Origin of the sequence: uncultured Roseibium sp., assembly GCF_947494555.1 — a bacterium.
Lineage (GTDB): Bacteria > Pseudomonadota > Alphaproteobacteria > Rhizobiales > Stappiaceae > Roseibium.
The window spans coordinates 1-19,779 of sequence record NZ_CANLVF010000009.1 but is presented as its reverse complement, the minus strand read 5'-3'; the positions used below and the strand labels follow the sequence as shown (position 1 = coordinate 19,779).

Below are 19,779 nucleotides of genomic sequence, written 5' to 3'. Positions count from 1 at the left end.
CGCCCTGAATTCCTGAAACAGTTCGACCAGGTATTACTGGTTGGAACTGCTGCTTGGTGGCTGGAAAAACGGGATATCATCGAGCCCGAATCCGGACTGCCTCAAAGTAAGGTAAGCGGAAAACACGACAGTCGTGACAACCGTCGTCAAAAGGATGACTTTCAGAAATTTCGGCTTGCTTGGCGCGCTTGGCTCTGTCCCGGGGACAATGTCTCCCGCCTCTTCCTGTGTTCTGTGCAGTCCGAAAGGAAGCATCGCGAACAGAATGATCCACCAAAGCATGAAGAAAATGGCAATGCTAAACGCCACGGACATCGATCAGGCCTCTTCAAGTTCCGTGAGCGTACCGAGGAAATCCTTCGGGTGGAGAAACAGGACCGGCTTGCCGTGTGCACCGATCTTCGGCTCCCCGTTCCCCAACACCCTCGCCCCCTCGGCAACGAGCTTGTCGCGTGCGGCGATAATGTCGTCGACCTCGTAGCAAAGGTGATGAATCCCACCGGACGGATTCTTTTCAAGGAACTTTGCAATCGGCGAATCGTCACCGAGCGGTTCAAGCAGTTCGATCTTTGTGTTCGGAAGATTGATGAAAACCGTGCTTACGCCATGATCAGGCTGCTCTTCCTTTGCCGAAACTTCGGCACCGAGCGTGTCTCTGTAGACCGCTGTAGCAGCCGCGATATCTGAAACCGCAATGGCAACGTGGTTCAACCGTCCAATCATTCCAATACCTCCACATGGCTGGCCTTGCGGGCCGCCCGATGAACTATAGTTGCGTCACCATCACCTTGCAGAGCGTCTTTTTGCCCCATACGTCCAGAATCTCGGAACGAGCGGCTCGGCGCGCCGCTTCAGCAACCAGATCCTTGTCCTTGCGCCGTGACTTCGGAATGCTTCGAACCGCTCCGGTCACCGCTTTGATCACGAGAGCCTCCATCGGCTCACCGTCGTCGTCCGTATCGGGCAGACCAAGCAAAGCAACGTCAGGATCGGTCAGCAGTTCCCCTGCCCGGTTTATGACAAGGGTAACCACCGCGGCTCCTGCAAAGGACAACTTGCGCCGCTCCTTCACGCCAGTGACCTCCGGATCGTCGAGAATGTCACCGTCCTTAACGAGGATCCCCGACGGCGCTTCATCTATGACGGCGGCTCTCCCGGCGTTCAGGCAGATGATGTCTCCATTCTTGCCGCGCACGACCTCAGGAACACCCTGTTCCTTTGCGAACGCTGCATGGGCTGCAAGATGCATCGGTTCGCCATGAACGGGAAGTACGACGTTTGGCTTAACCAGCGCGTATAGTTGTTCCAGTTCGCCGCGACGCGGATGCCCGGATACATGCACGAGCGCATCCTTGTCGGTCACAATCTCAATGTCCTGATCCGCCAGGTTATTGAGGACGTCACCGACCGCCTTTTCGTTGCCCGGAATCGTGCGGGAGGAAAAGATCACCATGTCACCTCTGGACAGGGCAACATTCCGGTGGTCACCCGCCGCAATACGCGCCAGCGCGGCCCGGCTTTCCCCTTGCGAGCCGGTACAAAGCAGAACGGTTTTCTCACGCGGCAAATACCCGAACGCATCCTCATCATGAAACCGGGGCAGCCCGTCCATGTAGCCAAGTTCGCTCGCAACCTCGATGACGCGGTGCATGGAGCGCCCGACAACCACGACATCGCGTTCATTGGCGGCGGCCGCCGACGCAATCGCCTTCAACCTAGCGACGTTGGATGCAAAGGTTGTCACCGCTATCCTGTGTTTGGCTTTGGCGATCACGTTCTTGAGTTCTTCTGCCACGTCCGCTTCACTGGGGCTGACACCATCGCGGACAGCGTTTGTGCTGTCGCACACGAGTGCCATCACGCCTTCCTGACCAAGCTCGGCAAGCCGTTTCATGTCTATTGGAAGGCCAACGCCTGGCGTTGGATCGATTTTCCAGTCCCCCGTGTGAAGCACGAGACCGGCCGCTGTGCGGATTGCAAGCGCGCATGGTTCGGGAATGGAATGCGCCATTGCAATGAATTCAACTTCGAACGGACCGATGGTGTGCCGTTCGCCCTGCTTTGCCACCGTCACGGGCACTTCTTCTGCATCCGGTTCGCTTTCGGTTTTCGCGGCCAGCAGACCTGCAGTAAATGCCGTCGCAAAAACGGGCACCTTCAGATACGGCCAAAGATGCAGGATCCCGCCATAGTGATCCTCATGCGCATGGGTGATGACCATGCCGGCGATATTTTTGACCTCGTCTTCGAGGAATTTGATATCCGGGACGATTACATCAATGCCTGGCAAATCGGGTCCGGCAAAACTCACCCCGCAATCGACGATCAACCACGTTCTCTCCTTCTCCGGACCAAAGCCGTAGAGTCCGAGATTCATCCCGATTTCCCCAACGCCACCCAGTGGCAGAAAAACGATTTCGTTCTTGTTCTTTTTGGCCGAAGCCATGGATTGCTCCTTCAAACCTTTTAGCAGACGGGTTCTGGCGCTTATTCGCCGGATAAAAACACATCGCCTGCGTAGATGGTGCGCAACTGACCATCGTCCTGTTTCAGGACGAGATGACCGTGCGCATCCAGGTCGGCAAAAATGCCGGTAATGTCTTCTCTGGCCGTCTTGACGGATATCTGCTTGCCCAGATGCGTCGCCCGTTTGAGCCAGTGCTTTCGAATGTTTTCAAACCCACCGGGTTTTTGCCAGTTTCGGAAGTGAACCGAAAAAGCAGAAGCCAGCGCTTCAAACAAAGCTTCGACCGGGACCTGGAAGCCCAGGCTCCTGAGATCGGTCGCCTTGTACAGCGAAAGCGGCGGGTGAGAGATACAATTGACCCCGAAGCCGATGACAACAGCCTGCCTGTCATCGGAAAGAACTTCCGCCTCAAGCAGAATGCCTGAGAGCTTTGCCCCGTTCACCAAAAGATCGTTGGGCCATTTCAGTTCCACCAGATGGAGTGTTCCCGCCGCTTTGTCAACAGCGTCCGCAAGCGCGACCGCCGCAACAAGCGGGAGTTCGCCAATCCGGTTCGCAGGTTCTGGATCGATCAGCAGCAGACTGGTGAAGAGGTTTCCAGCCGGTGATGACCATTCCCGGCCCCGGCGGCCCCTGCCCTCCGTCTGTTCGCCCGCGCGCAGCCAAAGCGGCCCCTCATGACCCTGACGCGCTCTGTCGAAACACACTGCGTTGGTCGAACCGACGCTTTCAAGCTCTTCATAGAGAAAATCCGGCGCACCAGGCGCCGGACGTTCAATTGCGTGACCTGTCATGGCTGCTGTCAGAACAGCGATTGCGCTGCAGCGCTGGCTGCATTCACAACCTGTCCAGGCGCCAGCCAGAACAGAACCACGAAGATGCTTGAGAGGCCGAGCACCACCTTCAATTCCATCGGCATGGCCTCAAAACCTTCAACCGGTTCGTCAAAGAACATGACCTTGACGATCCGAAGGTAATAATAAGCACCGACGACCGACATCAGAACGCCAATGATCGCAAGCGGGTAAAGACCCGCCTCCACAGCTGCCACAAAAACATACCACTTGCCGAAAAACCCGACGAGCGGCGGAATTCCGGCAAGGGAGAACATCAGCAATCCAAGCAGAATAGCCATTGGCAGGTTGGTCTGTGACAGTCCCGACAGGTCGTCTATTTCCTCGACCATCCCGTCTTTGCGGCGCATCGACAAGATGCAGGCAAAGACACCAAGCGTCATGCCGAGATAGGCGATCATGTAGAAGATGACCCCCTCGACACCCGTTTGTGTCCCGGCAGCGAGCCCGACCAACGCGTATCCCATATGACCGATCGATGAGTAGGCCATCAGCCGTTTCAGGTTCCGCTGACCGATTGCGGCGAATGCGCCGAGCGCCATGGATGCGATAGAGATAAACACCACGATCTGCTGCCAGTCGCTGGTCACAGGCTGGAACGCTTCGATAACGATCCTGACCAGCATCCCCATGGCAGCGACCTTCGGTGCAGCTGCAAGAAACGCCGTGACCGGTGTCGGGGCGCCTTCATAGACGTCAGGTGTCCACATGTGGAACGGGACTGCAGAAATCTTGAAGGCAAGTCCGGCCAGAATGAAGGTCAGGCCGATCACAAGACCGATATTGCCGCCATCGTGTGACAGGACACTTGCAATACCCTCGAAAGAGACCTGGCCCGTGAAGCCATAGACGAGCGACATCCCGTAGAGCAGCATGCCGGACGAGAGTGCGCCGAGAACGAAATATTTAAGCCCGGCTTCTGTCGAGCGGACACTATCCCTGTTGATCGCCGCGACCACATAGAGCGACAGGCTTTGCAGCTCCAGTCCCATATAGAGCGCGATCATGTCGTTTGCCGACAGCATCAGCATCATGCCGAGCGTCGCAAGAACTATTAGGATCGGGTATTCGAAATGGTCGAACGACTGGCTCTTTGCATAGGCCCAGGACATTGCGATGGCAAAAAACGACCCGGCCAGCACCAGCAGCTTGAGCAGATATGCGAATTCATCCAGAACGAACGACCCGCCAAAAGTTTCGCCGAAACTCGGAACAAGCATGAGCACGAGGAAGGCGGCACCAAGCAATCCCATAGCAAAACCAAAGACCGCGTAGCTCACGCCCTTGCCGCCGAACGCGCCGATCATCAACAGCACCATGGCTCCGACAGCCAGTATGATCTCCGGCAGTACCGGCATGAGATCTGGCAATTGGGTCACATCTGACATAACTCTGTCTCGCCCCCGAACCCTTAGTGCGACGCTGCAGCTGCTGCCGCATGCTGGGTTACCCCGGCGGCCTCAAGCGCTGCAGTGTATTGATTGATGAGATTGTCCACCGACCCCTGGGTCACGTCCAGGATCGCCATCGGATAGAATCCGAAGAAGATCGTCAGGACGATCATGGGGAACAATATGACTTTTTCCCGAAGATTGAGATCCAGCATCGATTTCAGGCTTTCCTTTTCCAAGGCGCCAAACACGACACGGCGGTAAAGATAAAGCGCATAGGCTGCCGACAGGATTACGCCAGAGGTGGCAAAGAACGCGACCCAGGTGTTGACCTGAAACGCTCCCATGAGCGTCAGGATTTCGCCAACGAAACCAGACGTTCCCGGTAGGCCGACATTGGCCATTGTGAAGATCAGGAAGGCAACCGCGTATTTCGGCATTCTGCTGACAAGCCCGCCATAGGCAGATATCTCGCGCGTGTGCATCCTGTCATAGATGACGCCGACACACAGGAAGAGCGCCCCCGACACGATACCGTGCGACAGCATCTGGAAGATGCCGCCCTGAACACCCTGTTCGGTCATCGTGAAGATACCCATCGTCACGTAGCCCATATGGGCAACCGACGAATAGGCGATCAGCTTCTTGATATCCTCCTGGGCGAGCGCCACCAGCGAGGTGTAGATGATCGCAACAACCGAAAGCGTGAAGATGAACGGCGCGAACATGTCCGACGCAATCGGGAACATGGGCAGGGAGAAACGCAGGAAGCCGTAGCCACCGAGCTTCAGGAGAATACCTGCCAGGATCACGGAACCCGCCGTCGGCGCTTCCACGTGCGCATCCGGCAGCCAGGTATGCACCGGCCACATCGGCATTTTCACTGCGAACGATGCAAAGAACGCCAGCCATAACCAGGTCTGCATGCCCGACGGGAACGAATGCGCCAGCAGCTTCTCGATATCGGTCGTCCCAGCATCCCAGTACATCGTCATGATCGCGATCAGCATCAGGACCGAACCGAGCAGCGTGTAGAGGAAGAACTTGTAAGACGCATACACACGGCGCTTACCGCCCCAGACACCGATGATCAGGAACATCGGGATCAGTCCGGCTTCGAAGAAGATGTAGAACACGAACAGATCGAGCGCGCAGAACACGCCGATCATAAGCGTTTCCAGCACCAGGAACGCGATCATGTATTCCTTCACGCGGTTCTGAATGCTTTCCCAAGACGCGAGAATACAGAACGGCATCAGGAATGTGGTCAGGATAACAAACAGGATTGAAATCCCGTCAACACCCATCTTGTAGCTGATGTCGCCACCGAGCCAGTCCCGGCTCTCGACAAACTGGAAGCCCGGATTTGAATAGTCGAAATTGCCCCAGATGAACAAGGACAGAAGGAACGTCACCCCGGTGGTCACAAGCGCGACCATCCGTATATTGCGCTTGCTGCCGTCGTCATCTCCCGGAACCAGGAGAATGAACAGGACACCGAGCAACGGCAGAAATGTCGTGAGTGACAGAATTGGCCAGTCAATCATTAGTGTGCACCCCCGCCGGTGCCGGCACCGGTGAACATCGACCAGGTGATCAGCGCAGCTACACCGATCAGCATCGCAAATGCGTAGTGGTAAAGATATCCGGTCTGGAGCCTGACGACCCAGGACGTCACGTTCTGAACCCGGGCAGAAATCCCATCGGGGCCAAACCTGTCAATGACGGCGCCGTCCCCCTTCTTCCAGAGCATCCTGCCAACCCACAGCGCCGGGCGGACAAAAAGGAAGTCGTAGATCTCGTCGAAATACCACTTGTTCAAGAGGAACTTGTAGAGACCCTGATGACGCTCGGCGAGCTTCTTCGGCATTTCAGGGGAACGGATGTAGAACTGGTAGGCAACCAGGAACCCAACCACCATCATGACAAAGGGTGATACCCTGACCCATGCCGGAACATCGTGCATGGCATGAAGCACATGGAGATCGCCAAAGGCGGGCAATGCCCCGTCCCAGAAGGCCATGTACGCTTCTTCGGAATAGAAGAACGAATTGTAGAAGACCATTCCTGCCAACACTGCTCCGATCGAGAGGAGGATCAGAGGCACGGTCATCACAAGCGGTGACTCATGGACATGTTTCATGACATCGACAGGTGCGCGCGGCTTGCCGTGGAAGGTCATGAAAGTCAGACGCCAGGAATAGAAGGACGTCAGCGCAGCCGCGATCACGGTCAGCCAGAAGCCGTAGAGCGCCATCGGATTTGCGTGCTCACCGCCGCCACCCGCAAAGGCGGCCTCGATGATCCCGTCTTTCGAAACAAACCCGGCAAAGCCGATATGCGTGAACGGAATGCCGACGCCTGTCAGCGCCAGCGTGCCGATCATCATTGTCCAGTAGGTGATCGGAATGTGTTTCCTAAGCCCGCCCATCTTGCGCATGTCCTGTTCGTCGGACACCGCGTGGATCACGGAACCGGCACACAGGAAAAGAAGCGCCTTGAAAAAAGCGTGCGTGAACAGGTGGAAGATACCGATCGAGTAGGCGCCGACCCCAAGGGCGACGAACATATATCCGAGCTGCGAACAGGTCGAATAGGCGATCACGCGCTTGATGTCGTTCTGGACAAGACCGACTGTCGCGGCAAAGAAGGCCGTCGTTGCACCAAAGAAAACAATGACGGCAAGTGCGGTGTGCGAAAGCTCCATCAGAGGTGACAGGCGCGCCACCATGAAGACACCTGCAGTCACCATCGTTGCAGCGTGAATGAGAGCCGACACCGGTGTCGGGCCTTCCATCGCGTCCGGCAACCAGGTGTGGAGCAGGAACTGCGCGGATTTCCCCATCGCGCCCATGAAAAGCAGCAAGCAGACAATGGTCATCGCACCATGCGGGTCGAGCTGGTAGCCAAGGAACGACATAACCGGCTCTTCGCCCTCTATGAAGGACGGCGCGTCGTTGAAGATCGTGGTGAATTCAATGCTCTGGAAGAGATAGAAAACACCGAATATCCCGAGCGCGAACCCGAAGTCCCCGATGCGGTTGACGACAAATGCCTTGATGGCCGCAGCGTTTGCGGACGGTTTCTTGTACCAGAAGCCGATCAGAAGGTAGGACGCCAAGCCAACGCCTTCCCAGCCGAAGAACATCTGCAGCAGGTTGTCGGCCGTCACCAGCGACAGCATCGCAAAGGTGAACAGCGAAAGATAGGCAAAGAAACGCGGGCGATGCGGATCATGGTGCATGTAGCCGATTGAATAGACATGCACCAGCGCGGACACCGTGTTCACCACCACCAGCATGACAGCTGTCAACGTGTCGACACGGATGGACCAGGACACTTTCAGATCGCCCGCATCCACCCACCGGAACAACTCGATGATCTGCAGTTCGGAGCCGCCGAGCCAATAGCCGAAGAAGCTGACCCAAGACAGCAGCGCCGCGAGGATGACAAGACCGCTTGTGACATACTCACAGGCTTTGTCCCCGATGGTCCGGCCAAAAAGGCCGGCGATCAGGAAGCCGATAAGCGGCAGGAACAGAATTGCGGAATACATCAGCTCCTAGCCTTTCATCACATTGACGTCTTCAACAGCGATGGAGCCGCGGTTCCGGTGGAACACCACCAGGATCGCAAGCCCGATCGCCGCTTCAGCGGCAGCCACGGTTAGCACCAGCATCGTGAAAATCTGTCCCATCAAGTCTCCGAGGAACGACGAAAAGGCGACGAAATTGATGTTCACCGATAGCAGCAACAGCTCGATGGACATCAAGATGACAATCACGTTCTTCCTGTTCAAAAAGATCCCGAAGATCCCGATTGTGAACAGGATCGCCGCGACCGACAGATAATGTGACAGACCGATTTCCATGGGCGCCTCGCCGTGCTCCCCTCAATTACCCCAACCGGAAGCCGCACGGAGGAGCGTGCTTGATTCCGGACTTTCCTAAAGTGACGCGTTCCCGCCGCGTCAGATGCCTTTGCCCGTCTCCACCTTGCGGACCTCGATAGCGGTCTCGCGGGTGCGCGCGACCTGATCCGGAATGCTTTGACGTTTGACGTTCGGCTTGTGGCGGAGCGTGAGCACGATCGCTCCGATCATCGCCACCAGCAGCACCAGGCCAGCGACCTGGAAAAAATAGATGTATTTCGTGTAAAGCACCGAGCCGAGTGCCTCGATATTGCTCTTGTCGGCCAGATCCGGTGTTGGCTCCGCGCCGTGTTTGAGAGCCTCGGGTGCAATGATCCACGCTCCCAGACCCAAGAGCAGTTCGACCATCAAAATGAGGCCGACCAGGCCGCCTATCGGCAGGTATTGGAGGAAACCTTGCCGCAATTCGACAAAGTCGACGTCCAGCATCATGACCACAAACAGGAAGAGAACAGCGACCGCGCCGACATAGACCACCACAAGCAGCATCGCCAGATACTCAGCACCCAAAAGCACAAACAAACCAGCGGAATTCACGAAGGCCAGGATCAGGAACAGAACCGAAGTCACCGGATTGCGCGCGGCAATCACCATCAGTCCCGATGCCAGCGTTACGCCGGCAAACAGATAGAAAAAAAGGGCTTCCAGGATCATATCATAGACCTGCCTGTCGAGTGGCCCGTGCGGGCCGGAAATGCGGGGCCCGGCCGGATTGCCGGGCTGATGTGGAGGTGTCGGATATGCTCCTAACGATAAGGAGCATCGATTTCAATGTTGCGGGCGATTTCACGTTCCCAACGGTCACCGTTGGCAAGCAGTTTTTCCTTGTCGTAGTAAAGCTCTTCACGCGTTTCTGTGGCGAATTCGAAGTTTGGTCCTTCGACAATTGCGTCCACCGGACAGGCTTCCTGGCAGAAGCCGCAATAGATGCATTTGACCATGTCGATATCGTATCGCGTGGTCCTGCGTGTGCCGTCGTTGCGCCGCGGACCGGCTTCGATCGTGATGGCCTGCGCTGGACAAATCGCTTCACAGAGTTTGCAGGCAATGCAGCGCTCTTCGCCATTCGGGTAACGGCGCAGCGCATGTTCACCCCTGAAACGCGGACTGACCGGCCCCTTTTCAAACGGATAGTTGACCGTTGGCTTCGGCTTGAAGAAGTACCGCATCGCCAGAAAGAACGCCGATACGAACTCTTGCAGAAACAGCGATTTGACGGCTTGACTAAGTCCCATCGCTTTTTGCCTCTCTTTCCTCAACCAGCCAACAGGCTGGCGGCCCAATATCCGATAATCGGGAAGCCGACTACCGGAACTCCAAAAATCAGTACGCCCAACGGCGCTTTGTACCTGGCGACGGCACCACCGTCGCCGCCAGCCTGCTTGTTTTTCATCTCTGCCGCCTGAAGCATTCCCTTCAGGATCTTGTAGTCGAGCCAGCCGACATAGAGGCCGACACAGGCACCGATTACTCCGGCAAGCGATACACTCACGCTGCGCCCGGCGCCCAACCAGTCGCCATCAGCACCGCTGCAACAACCACGACCATGGCGAGCGACAGCGGCAAGAACACTTTCCAGCCGAGGCGCATCAACTGGTCATACCGGTAGCGCGGCACCATTGCCTTCACCATCGCAAACATGAAGAAGCCGAGCAGGCACTTCAAAATGAACCAGACGATACCAGGAACCCAGGTGAATGGTGCGAAGTCAAATGGTGGCAGCCATCCGCCCATGAAGAAGATAGTCATCAGGGCGCACATCAGGCAGATAGCAACGTATTCACCCAGCATGAACATCATGTACGGGGTCGAGCCGTATTCAACCATGAAGCCGGCAACCAGTTCGGACTCCGCTTCGGCAAGGTCGAACGGCGGGCGGTTCGTTTCCGCAAGTGCTGACACAAAGAACACCACGAACATCGGGAAGAGCGGCAGCCAGTACCAGTTCAGGAACGACAGCCACGGCACGCCGAGCATTGTCGCAAGACCGGTTTGCTGCGCTTCGACGATACCCGTCAGGTTCAATGTTCCGGCGCACAGCAGCACTGTGACAATCACAAAGCCGATGGAAACCTCGTAGGAAACCATCTGCGCTGCCGAGCGAAGGGCCGACAGGAACGGATATTTGGAGTTGGAGGCCCATCCGCCGATGATCACGCCGTAGACTTCAAGCGACGACACCGCGAAGACGAACAAAACACCAACGTTGATATTCGCGATCACCCAGCCATCCGCGACCGGAATAACCGCCCAGGCCGTCAGCGCGAGCAGGACCGAAATCAGCGGTGCGAGCAGAAACAGAATCTTGTTGGAACCGTCCGGAATGACCGGTTCCTTCAGAACGAATTTCAACAGATCCGCAAAACTCTGCAGCAGGCCAAACGGGCCGACCACATTCGGGCCCCGGCGGATTTGCACCGCGGCCCAGATTTTCCGGTCCGCGTAAAGAATATAGGCGACGATCACCAGAAGCACGACCATGAGCAGGATGCTCTGCGCCGCCATCAGGAGGAATTGCCCCAGATAGGTCGTTGTAAAGAACTCAACCATTCCGTCCCCTACCCCTTATTCAGCCGCTTCAGCCGCTCGCGTCTGCGCGAGCGCCGAACACTCGGCCATCGTCTTGGACGCACGAGCGATCGGGTTGGTCAAGTAAAAGTCCTGAATTGCATTCGCAAACCCTGTGCCATCCATTTGCGCGGACGCGTCGGCCAGCTTCTCGACATCGGTGCTGTCACCGGGTTCGATCGCGTCAATCCCGGTCATGTGCGGATGTGCCTCGAACAGCTTCGCGCGCAATTCGGAAAGCGAGTCAAACTCTAACGTCTGGCCGAGACCTGCGGACAGAGCCCGCAGAATTGCCCAGTCTTCACGTGCTTCTCCCGGAGGAAACGCCGCACGATCGGCCATTTGCACGCGGCCTTCCGTATTGACGTAAATTGCTGATTTTTCCGTATAGGCCGCACCCGGCAAAATCACATCGGCGCTGTGCGCACCCCGGTCACCGTGTGTTCCCTGGTATACGACGAAAGCTCCATCGGGAACATCGACTTCGTCAACGCCGAGCAGAAAGAGAACATCAAGCCCACCCGGCTCAAGCATTGCCGCGGTATCTTTGCCGCCCTCTCCGGGGACAAAACCAATATCCAGGGCGCCTACCTGCGAAGCTTCCGTGTGCAGGATGTTGAAGCCGTTCCAGCCGTCCTTGATGACACCAAGCGACTTGGCGGCAGCTGCAATGTTTGCCAGAACGGCAGCCCCGTCGGGTCTGTTGAGCGCACCCTGTCCGACGATGAACATCGGACGTTCGGCGTTTGCCGGCGCATGATCAACAAACTGCTTCAAACTGTCCGGTCCGGCGCCTAGATAAGTGACCGGATAAGTCAGGTCGGCATTTTCCCCGATCAGGCCGATGTGAATATCACCGCGTGACCAGCGCTTGCGGATCCGGGCATTCAGGACCGGTGCTTCCTGGCGCGGGTTCGTGCCAATCAACATGATGGCATCAGCGTCTTCAATACCTTCAATCGTCGAATTGAAGAGATAGCTCGCGCGACCGTTCTTGGGATGAAGCGGCGAACCGGGGAAGCGGCAGTCGATGTTTGAAACGCCGAGTTTCTCCATGAGGCTCTTCAAGGCAAACATGTCCTCGACGCCGGCCAACTGCCCGGCGAGCGCCCCGATCTTGTCTGCAGAGGCTGCCTTGACCTTGTCCGCTATGATCTGAAAGGCCTCGGGCCAGGAAACGGGCTGTAACTTGCCGTTTTTCTTGGCATAAGGCCGATCAAGCCGCTGCGTCTTAAGTCCATCCCAGATGTAGCGTGACTTGTCTGAGATCCACTCTTCGTTGACCTCTTCATTGAGGCGCGGCATCACGCGCATCACTTCCTTGCCACGGGAATCAACGCGAATGGCAGACCCAACCGCATCCATGACGTCGACACTTTCCGTCTTGGTCAACTCCCATGGGCGCGCATGAAACTCGTACGGCTTGTGCGTCAACGCGCCAACCGGGCACAAGTCAGCAACATTTCCCTGCATTTCGGACGAAAGTGCGGCTTCCAGATATGTGGTGATTTCGGCGTTTTCGCCGCGGCCCACCAGTCCCATATCAGTGACACCGCATACTTCCGTCGTGAAGCGAACGCAGCGCGTACAATGAATGCACCGGGTCATGATCGTCTTGATCAGTGGACCGATTTCCTTGTTTTCAACCGCACGCTTGTTTTCGTGGAAACGCGAACCATCGACCCCATAGGCCATCGCCTGATCCTGAAGGTCGCACTCTCCGCCCTGGTCGCAGATCGGGCAGTCGAGCGGGTGGTTGATGAGCAAAAACTCCATCACCCCTTCCCGCGCCTTCTTCACCATCTCGGACTTTGTCTCAACCACCGGAGGTTCGCCATTCGGCCCCGGGCGCAGATCCTTCACGCCCATTGCGCAGGATGCCGTCGGCTTCGGCGGACCGCCTTTGACCTCAACAAGGCACATGCGGCAATTGCCGGCAATTGACAGCCGGTCATGGTAGCAGAAGCGCGGAACTTCGGCGCCCGCTTCTTCACAGGCCTGAAGCAGCGTATAATCCGCCGGGACCTCAACTTCCTTGCCATCGATGATGAGCTTCGTCATCCGTTGCTCCTCGGTTCCCGTTCCGCTTACTCAGCCGCAACCATGGTCGAAGAAGTCTTCGACTTGGCGACATAATCATCGATTCGCTGCTCGATGACCGGCCGGAAATTCTTGATCAAACCCTGAATTGGCCACGCGGCCGCATCCCCAAGCGCACAAATCGTGTGGCCTTCGACCTGCTTTGTCACCTTGAAAAGCATGTCGATCTCCTCGTAGGAGGATTCGCCTTTGACCATGCGTTCCATCACGCGCCACATCCAACCCGTACCTTCGCGGCACGGCGTACACTGGCCGCAGCTTTCATGCTTATAGAAATAAGACAGACGCGCGATTGCCTTGATGATGTCGGTGGACTTGTCCATCACGATCACCGCGGCCGTGCCCAGACCTGATCCCATACCGCGCAGGGTGTCGAAATCCATCGGCGCATCCTTGATCTCGTCCGCCGTACAGCAAGGCACGGAAGAACCACCCGGGATTACAGCGAGAAGATTTTCCCAGCCGCCGCGAATACCGCCGCAATGCCTGTCGATCATCTCCGAAAACGGAATGCCCAACTCTTCTTCGAAAGTTGCCGGTTGATTGACGTGCCCGGAAACGCAGAAAAGCTTTGTCCCGGTGTTGTTCGGACGCCCCAACCCAGAGAACCATGCAGCTCCCCGCCGTAAAATTGTCGGCGCGACGGCAATTGATTCCACGTTGTTCACGGTGGTGGGACAACCATAAAGACCAACATTGGCCGGAAACGGCGGCTTCAGACGCGGCTGCCCTTTTTTGCCTTCCAGGCTTTCCAGCAATGCGGTTTCTTCACCGCAAATGTAAGCGCCTGCGCCATGATGAACGTAGACGTCAAAATCGTAGCCGTTCTTGTTGTTTTTGCCGATAAGACCGGCATCGTAGGCCTGATCGATTGCTGCCTGAAGCCGTTCCCGTTCGCGAATGAACTCGCCGCGCACGTAAATGTAGGCGGCAATGGCGCCCATTGCGAAGCCCGCAACCAGACACCCTTCGACAAGCGTGTGAGGATCGTGGCGCAGGATCTCGCGGTCCTTGCAGGTTCCCGGCTCGGACTCATCCGCGTTGACAACCAGATAAGCCGGACGGCCGTCAGACTCCTTGGGCATGAACGACCATTTCAGTCCCGTGGGAAAGCCAGCGCCGCCGCGGCCACGCAGACCTGAATCCTTCATTTCCTGAATGATCCAGTCGCGGCCCTTGTCGATCAGTGCCTTGGTATTGTCCCACTGGCCACGCTTTTTCGCGCCGTCCAGGCCCCAGTCATGCAGACCGTAGATATTGGTGAAGATCCGATCCTGATCTTTCAGCATCTCTTCCCCCTAGTCTTCGCTCTTTGAGGAGGCCACTTCGCCGGCATCCACACGCTTGGAAAATTCGGTATCCTCACCAGCAGCAAGGATCTTGGCCTGTTCGATCCAGCCGTCACGCTCAATACGGCCCTTGAACTTGAGGCGACTATCCACCCAGGCAACTTCCGCAGGTCCCCAGTTCGCAACCTGATCGAAATGGTAGAACCCCAGCTCATGAAGTGTTGCTTCAAGTTTTGGTCCTACGCCCTTCAATTTCTTAAGATCGTCGGCCTTGCCTTCGCGCGGCCCCGTTAAGGTTTCCGGAGCTTTCTCCTCGACCGTTTCGCCGCCGGCGGGCGCCGAGGGTTCTTTCGGCTTGGCAGGAGCAGCTTTCTTCGCCGCTTTGGCGGATTCCGCGTCTTCTTGCTTCGCAGCTTCAGGCTTATCCTTTTCAGGTGCCTTCGCCTTCGCAGGCACTTTGGCCGGTTTTTGAGGCTCAGTATCAGCTTTCGTCTCGGCCTTGGCCGCGTGCTCTGCCACGACTTTTGCGACTGCGTCCTCGGCGGGTGTCGGCACACCGTCGTAGTCTTTGCCACCGGTATTGATCGCGGCACCAGCGAACGCGTGCGAGGCCTTCTCGGCGCCGTAAACAACATGGGGCAGCGGAAGTGCGCCCTCGGTGTCGTCATTCAGTTCGGTCAGGCTCGTCAAGCCGCCCTCGGCCATCGCAAAGCGCCGGCCATTTTGCGGTCCCGGCGTTACCTCATTCCCCGCGGAGATGTCGTCGAGCAGCTTTTCAAAGCTCTCCGGCGTCAGGTCTTCGTAAGTATCCTTGTAGATCTGTACCATCGGTGCGTTGACGCAAGCACCGAGACACTCGACCTCTTCCCAGGAGAACATGCCGTCTTCGGAGATCTCGTGCATATGTGTGGCAATGCGCGACTTGCATATCTTGATCAGATCTTCAGACCCGCGCAGTTGACAGGGTGTCGTACCACAAACCTGGATATGGGCTTTCGTGCCGACCGGCTGCAGCTGAAACATCGTGTAAAACGTGGCCACTTCGAGGACGCGGATGTTCGGCATTTCGAGCAAATCGGCAACGCAGCGGATTGCAGGTTCACTGACCCAGCCATCATTCTGTTCCTGCGCGCGCCACAACAGCGGAATGACCGCGGAGGCCTGGCGGCCCGCCGGATAACGGTCAATGAGCTTCTTTGCCCACGCGAGATTCGTCTCGGTGAATTCGAAGCTCTCTGGTTGTTCCGCGGCAAGTCTGCGAACTGCCATGGTGTTATCCCCGTTTTGTCACAGTGACCGGAGCCGGAATGGCGGCTGCCGAGGTCAGTATTTGACGATGATTGTGCCGCATCAGCGGTCCACTTCACCGAAAACGATATCCATAGACCCCAGCACGGCCGAAACGTCGGCGAGCATGTGGCCCCGGCACAAGAAATCCATGGCCTGCAAATGCGCATAGCCGGGAGCCTTGATCTTGCACCGGTAAGGTTTGTTGGTTCCGTCGGACACGAGATAGACGCCGAACTCGCCTTTCGGAGCTTCAACAGCGGCGTACACCTCGCCTTCCGGGACGTGATAGCCTTCCGTATAGAGTTTGAAGTGATGGATCAGCGCTTCCATAGAGCGCTTCATCTCACCGCGTTTGGGCGGAACGATCTTGCCGTCCACCGACGAAACCGGTCCCGTTTCAACGGTCAGCTTTTCAAGACACTGTTTCATGATCCGGATCGACTGGCGCATTTCCTCCATCCGGATCAGGTAGCGGTCATAGCAGTCGCCGTTCTTGCCGATCGGAATATCGAACTCGAGTTCCGGATAACACTCATAAGGCTGGGACTTTCGCAGATCCCACGCTGCACCCGACCCGCGCACCATGACACCGGAAAAACCCCAGGCCCAGGCATCGTCCAGATCGACAACGCCGATGTCGACGTTGCGTTGCTTGAAGATACGATTATCGGTCAAGAGACCTTCAATATCGTCCAGAGTCTGCAGGAACGGATCACAGAAGTCCCAGATATCGTCGAGCAGATCTCGAGGCAAATCCTGATGAACGCCGCCGGGTCGCACATAGGCAGCATGCATGCGTGCTCCACATGCGCGCTCATAAAACACCATCAGCTCTTCGCGCGGCTCAAAACCCCAGAGCGGCGGCGTCAGTGCACCAACGTCCATCGCCTGTGTCGTCACGTTCAGAAGATGAGACAGGATGCGGCCGATTTCGGAATAAAGGACCCGTACCAGCTGCCCGCGCTTCGGCACTTCAATGCCGATCAGGCGCTCAACCGCCATGGCGAACGCGTGTTCCTGATTCATCGGCGCGACGTAGTCCAGACGATCGAAATATGGGATCGCCTGCAGGTAGGTTTTCTGTTCGATCAGCTTTTCGGTTCCACGATGCAAAAGCCCGATATGCGGATCGACACGCGTCACGACTTCGCCGTCCAGTTCCAGCACAAGGCGCAGGACGCCGTGCGCCGCAGGATGCTGTGGCCCGAAGTTGATGTTAAAATTTCGAACCTGAGCTTCAGCCATGTTGCGGCCCCTGTTGAGATGCATAGAGTTCCATCACCTGTGCACCTGTCAGTTTCTTGGTCGGGTTGGAAAATGCGAAATTGTCCGGCTTTTCGTCAATGAAGATCTCGGACATAAACTCGAATACTCCGGGATCATCGAATGCGCCGACGGCGACACCGGCGTGCGAACCGTCCTGCATCTTCCAAAACAGCGTGGTTCCGCACTTCTTGCAGAATTGCCTCATGCCCCAGTCCGACGATTCAAATGTTCCGAGCTGCGCCTCATCCTCGACTTTAACGCTCTTGCAGTCCACTTCCATGAACGCGCCACCGCTCCAACGCCGGCACATCGAGCAATGGCAGACACCCATTTCCATTTTGCTCGGGATCGCGGTAAATCTCACCGCGCCGCAAAGACAACCACCTTTCAGCTGCTTGCTCATCCCGGCTCCGCCTCAGTTGGTCGTTGCTTTTTCGTCGCCAGGCAACACGTAGTCCGTGCCTTCCCATGGCGACAGGAAGTCGAACGTGCGCATTTCCTGGTTCAGACGAACCGGCTCATAGACGACCCGCTTTTTTTCATCATCGTAGCGAACCTCGACAAAACCTGTCACCGGGAAGTCCTTGCGAAGTGGATGACCGTCAAAACCGTAGTCCGTCAGAATTCGGCGCAGGTCAGGGTGGCCGGTGAACAGGATGCCATACATGTCATACGCTTCGCGTTCGAACCACTCTGCCCCGGGAAAGAGCGGAGTGAGCGATGCAACTGGCGTATTCTCGTCGGTTTCCAATTTCACGCGAATTCGTTGGTTCTGAACCGGCGACAGCAGGTGGTAGACCAAATCGAAGCGCTTTTCGCGGGCCGGATAGTCGACGCCGCAAATGTCTGTCAGATTCACGAACTTGCACGAGCTGTTGTCACGCAGAAACCGGATCACATCGAGTATGTCGGTCGCATTCGCGTTGAGCGTCAGTTCGCCATAAGCAACCTTCCAGGACACCAGGGACTCACCCATGCCGAGCTCGATATGCTCGGCGAGTTCCGTAAGCGTCTCGTCCATCGTGTTCGACCTCACCCCACAGGAGCCTATTCAGGAGCGCGCGGCGCGCGCTTTCTTGCAAATCTGCCGCCATTCGGCGGCAAATCTCTTATCGTTCAATTGTGCCTGTACGGCGGATCTTCTTCTGAAGAAGAAGAACGCCGTAAAGAAGAGCCTCGGCTGTCGGAGGGCACCCCGGCACGTAAATGTCCACCGGGACAACGCGATCGCAGCCGCGAACAACCGAATAGGAGTAGTGATAGTAGCCGCCGCCATTCGCACATGATCCCATAGAGATCACATAACGCGGTTCGGGCATCTGATCGTAAACCTTACGAAGGGCCGGCGCCATCTTGTTGGTCAGCGTTCCAGCCACGATCATGACATCGGACTGGCGCGGAGAAGCGCGGGGCGCAAACCCGAAGCGCTCGGCATCATAGCGAGGCATCGACATCTGCATCATCTCGACAGCGCAACAGGCAAGTCCGAAGGTCATCCACATCAACGACCCGGTGCGCGCCCACTGAATGAGATTGTCGGTTGACGTCACGAGAAAGCCCTTGTCGGCCAACTCGTTGTTCACTTCCAGGAAAAAGGCGTCGTCTTCGCCAACCGGCTTGCCCGTGTTGGGGTCGATAATACCTTTGGATTGCGGTGCGACGAGCGGTTCTGTTGTGGTCAATCCCATTCCAGGGCTCCCTTCTTCCACTCGTAAATAAATCCGATGGTCAGGACGCCAAGGAAAACCATCATCGACCAGAACCCATACCAGCCAAGCTCACCGAAGACAGCCGACCACGGGAACAGGAATGCGACTTCAAGATCGAAGATGATGAAGAGGATGGCCACCAGGTAAAAACGGACGTCGAATTTCATGCGCGCGTCATCGAACGCGTTGAAACCGCACTCATAAGCTGAGAGCTTCTCCGGATCTGGATTTTTGTAAGCCAGTACAAAGGGCGAGATTAGCAAAGCAAGACCAATCACCAGCGCAATGCCGATGAAGACGACTATCGGGACATATTCCCGCAGCAATTCTTCCATGTTCTTCGCGTCCTTGCATTTGGAACCGGACCGGGAGGCGATCCTGAACCTGGGCTGCGTGCTCATCGCCCCCTGCCAGAAGATTGCGCTGAGCCCGTCGGCCGATTGAACCAACATGCGAGGGCACGCTTATCTTACGACTTGGTGCAACGCAAGACCCCCACGTGGTCAAACTCTTGCCACACTCAAACCCAATTCGCAGCAGGCCCCGTGGACTCGGCCATTTCCGCCAGTTTGCACCAAGATAAAAACTCTTCACAAGTGGCTGGCAATATTGCCGCACCTGCTCTGTCTTACCATGTTCATCCATCAATCCGTAATGAATCGCACGCGGCCGTAAAAGTTCAATGATTTGAGGAAACTGCTTACCGCGCTGCGCCACAGCGCGTGCCCGCATGCGCTGGATCAAATCACCACAGCCAAAGTCCAAGCCCGGGACCGCAACGAGGCGGCCAGCAGACAGACCCAAAAAACAGAAGTCGATTGAAGATAAGAAAACCGTGAGTGGCGCGAGTGACGGGGCTCGAACCCGCGACCTCCGGCGTGACAGGCCGGCACTCTAACCAACTGAGCTACACC

General features: G+C 56.8%; 20 protein-coding genes. All 20 read right to left on the bottom strand.

Going from position 1 to position 19,779, the window contains the following annotated elements; translation table 11 throughout:
* Window positions 1-33 precede the first annotated feature (33 nt).
* Complete coding sequence (locus tag Q0915_RS30060; protein ID WP_299484029.1) at window positions 34-315, bottom strand: DUF1467 family protein; 282 nt, start codon at window positions 313-315, stop codon at window positions 34-36.
* Window positions 316-318: 3 nt separating this feature from the next.
* Window positions 319-723 carry a methylmalonyl-CoA epimerase gene (mce, locus tag Q0915_RS30055; RefSeq protein ID WP_299484028.1) on the bottom strand — a complete coding sequence of 135 codons (405 nt, stop codon included), beginning with the start codon at window positions 721-723 and terminating at the stop codon, window positions 319-321.
* A 43-nt stretch (window positions 724-766) separates the two neighbouring features.
* Entirely contained in the window at window positions 767-2,446 is a 1,680-nt protein-coding gene (locus tag Q0915_RS30050; RefSeq protein WP_299484027.1) for a ribonuclease J, read from the bottom strand.
* A 41-nt stretch (window positions 2,447-2,487) separates the two neighbouring features.
* Complete coding sequence (locus Q0915_RS30045; RefSeq protein ID WP_299484026.1) at window positions 2,488-3,261, bottom strand: biotin--[acetyl-CoA-carboxylase] ligase; 774 nt, start codon at window positions 3,259-3,261, stop codon at window positions 2,488-2,490.
* 8 nt (window positions 3,262-3,269) lie between these two features.
* Window positions 3,270-4,709, bottom strand: coding sequence for an NADH-quinone oxidoreductase subunit NuoN (nuoN, locus tag Q0915_RS30040; RefSeq protein ID WP_299484025.1), 1,440 nt, complete (start codon window positions 4,707-4,709; stop codon window positions 3,270-3,272).
* A 23-nt stretch (window positions 4,710-4,732) separates the two neighbouring features.
* On the bottom strand, window positions 4,733-6,259 hold the full coding sequence (locus Q0915_RS30035) for an NADH-quinone oxidoreductase subunit M (protein ID WP_299484024.1): 1,527 nt from the start codon (window positions 6,257-6,259) through the stop codon (window positions 4,733-4,735).
* Window positions 6,259-8,268 (bottom strand): NADH-quinone oxidoreductase subunit L, encoded by a 2,010-nt coding sequence (gene nuoL, locus Q0915_RS30030; RefSeq protein WP_299484023.1) that lies wholly within the window; start codon window positions 8,266-8,268, stop codon window positions 6,259-6,261. Before nuoL ends, Q0915_RS30035 begins: the two co-directional genes overlap by 1 nt.
* A gap of 6 nt (window positions 8,269-8,274) precedes the next feature.
* Window positions 8,275-8,583, bottom strand: a complete 309-nt coding sequence (nuoK, locus tag Q0915_RS30025) for an NADH-quinone oxidoreductase subunit NuoK (protein ID WP_029063407.1) — start codon at window positions 8,581-8,583, stop codon at window positions 8,275-8,277.
* A gap of 99 nt (window positions 8,584-8,682) precedes the next feature.
* Window positions 8,683-9,297, bottom strand: coding sequence for an NADH-quinone oxidoreductase subunit J (locus Q0915_RS30020; RefSeq protein WP_299484022.1), 615 nt, complete (start codon window positions 9,295-9,297; stop codon window positions 8,683-8,685).
* A 92-nt stretch (window positions 9,298-9,389) separates the two neighbouring features.
* On the bottom strand, window positions 9,390-9,878 hold the full coding sequence (gene nuoI, locus Q0915_RS30015; protein WP_299484021.1) for an NADH-quinone oxidoreductase subunit NuoI: 489 nt from the start codon (window positions 9,876-9,878) through the stop codon (window positions 9,390-9,392).
* A gap of 20 nt (window positions 9,879-9,898) precedes the next feature.
* The gene (locus Q0915_RS30010) at window positions 9,899-10,135 is read right to left on the bottom strand and encodes a hypothetical protein (protein ID WP_299484020.1); all 237 of its coding nucleotides are present in this window, start codon (window positions 10,133-10,135) and stop codon (window positions 9,899-9,901) included.
* Window positions 10,132-11,193, bottom strand: coding sequence for an NADH-quinone oxidoreductase subunit NuoH (nuoH, locus tag Q0915_RS30005; protein ID WP_299484019.1), 1,062 nt, complete (start codon window positions 11,191-11,193; stop codon window positions 10,132-10,134). The genes Q0915_RS30010 and nuoH overlap by 4 nt, the downstream gene beginning before the upstream one ends.
* 15 nt (window positions 11,194-11,208) lie before the next feature.
* The gene (gene nuoG, locus Q0915_RS30000; protein WP_299484018.1) at window positions 11,209-13,272 is read right to left on the bottom strand and encodes an NADH-quinone oxidoreductase subunit NuoG; all 2,064 of its coding nucleotides are present in this window, start codon (window positions 13,270-13,272) and stop codon (window positions 11,209-11,211) included.
* A gap of 26 nt (window positions 13,273-13,298) precedes the next feature.
* The gene (nuoF, locus tag Q0915_RS29995) at window positions 13,299-14,600 is read right to left on the bottom strand and encodes an NADH-quinone oxidoreductase subunit NuoF (protein ID WP_299484017.1); all 1,302 of its coding nucleotides are present in this window, start codon (window positions 14,598-14,600) and stop codon (window positions 13,299-13,301) included.
* A gap of 9 nt (window positions 14,601-14,609) precedes the next feature.
* Window positions 14,610-15,869 carry an NADH-quinone oxidoreductase subunit E gene (locus tag Q0915_RS29990; RefSeq protein ID WP_299484016.1) on the bottom strand — a complete coding sequence of 420 codons (1,260 nt, stop codon included), beginning with the start codon at window positions 15,867-15,869 and terminating at the stop codon, window positions 14,610-14,612.
* 81 nt (window positions 15,870-15,950) lie between these two features.
* Window positions 15,951-17,135, bottom strand: coding sequence for an NADH-quinone oxidoreductase subunit D (locus Q0915_RS29985; RefSeq protein ID WP_299484015.1), 1,185 nt, complete (start codon window positions 17,133-17,135; stop codon window positions 15,951-15,953).
* Complete coding sequence (locus Q0915_RS29980) at window positions 17,128-17,559, bottom strand: GFA family protein (protein WP_299484014.1); 432 nt, start codon at window positions 17,557-17,559, stop codon at window positions 17,128-17,130. Before Q0915_RS29980 ends, Q0915_RS29985 begins: the two co-directional genes overlap by 8 nt.
* 12 nt (window positions 17,560-17,571) lie before the next feature.
* Complete coding sequence (locus Q0915_RS29975) at window positions 17,572-18,177, bottom strand: NADH-quinone oxidoreductase subunit C (RefSeq protein ID WP_299484013.1); 606 nt, start codon at window positions 18,175-18,177, stop codon at window positions 17,572-17,574.
* Between the two features lie 88 nt (window positions 18,178-18,265).
* Window positions 18,266-18,844 carry an NADH-quinone oxidoreductase subunit B gene (locus Q0915_RS29970; RefSeq protein ID WP_299484012.1) on the bottom strand — a complete coding sequence of 193 codons (579 nt, stop codon included), beginning with the start codon at window positions 18,842-18,844 and terminating at the stop codon, window positions 18,266-18,268.
* Complete coding sequence (locus Q0915_RS29965) at window positions 18,835-19,200, bottom strand: NADH-quinone oxidoreductase subunit A (protein ID WP_299484141.1); 366 nt, start codon at window positions 19,198-19,200, stop codon at window positions 18,835-18,837. Before Q0915_RS29965 ends, Q0915_RS29970 begins: the two co-directional genes overlap by 10 nt.
* Window positions 19,201-19,779: the final 579 nt, after the last annotated feature.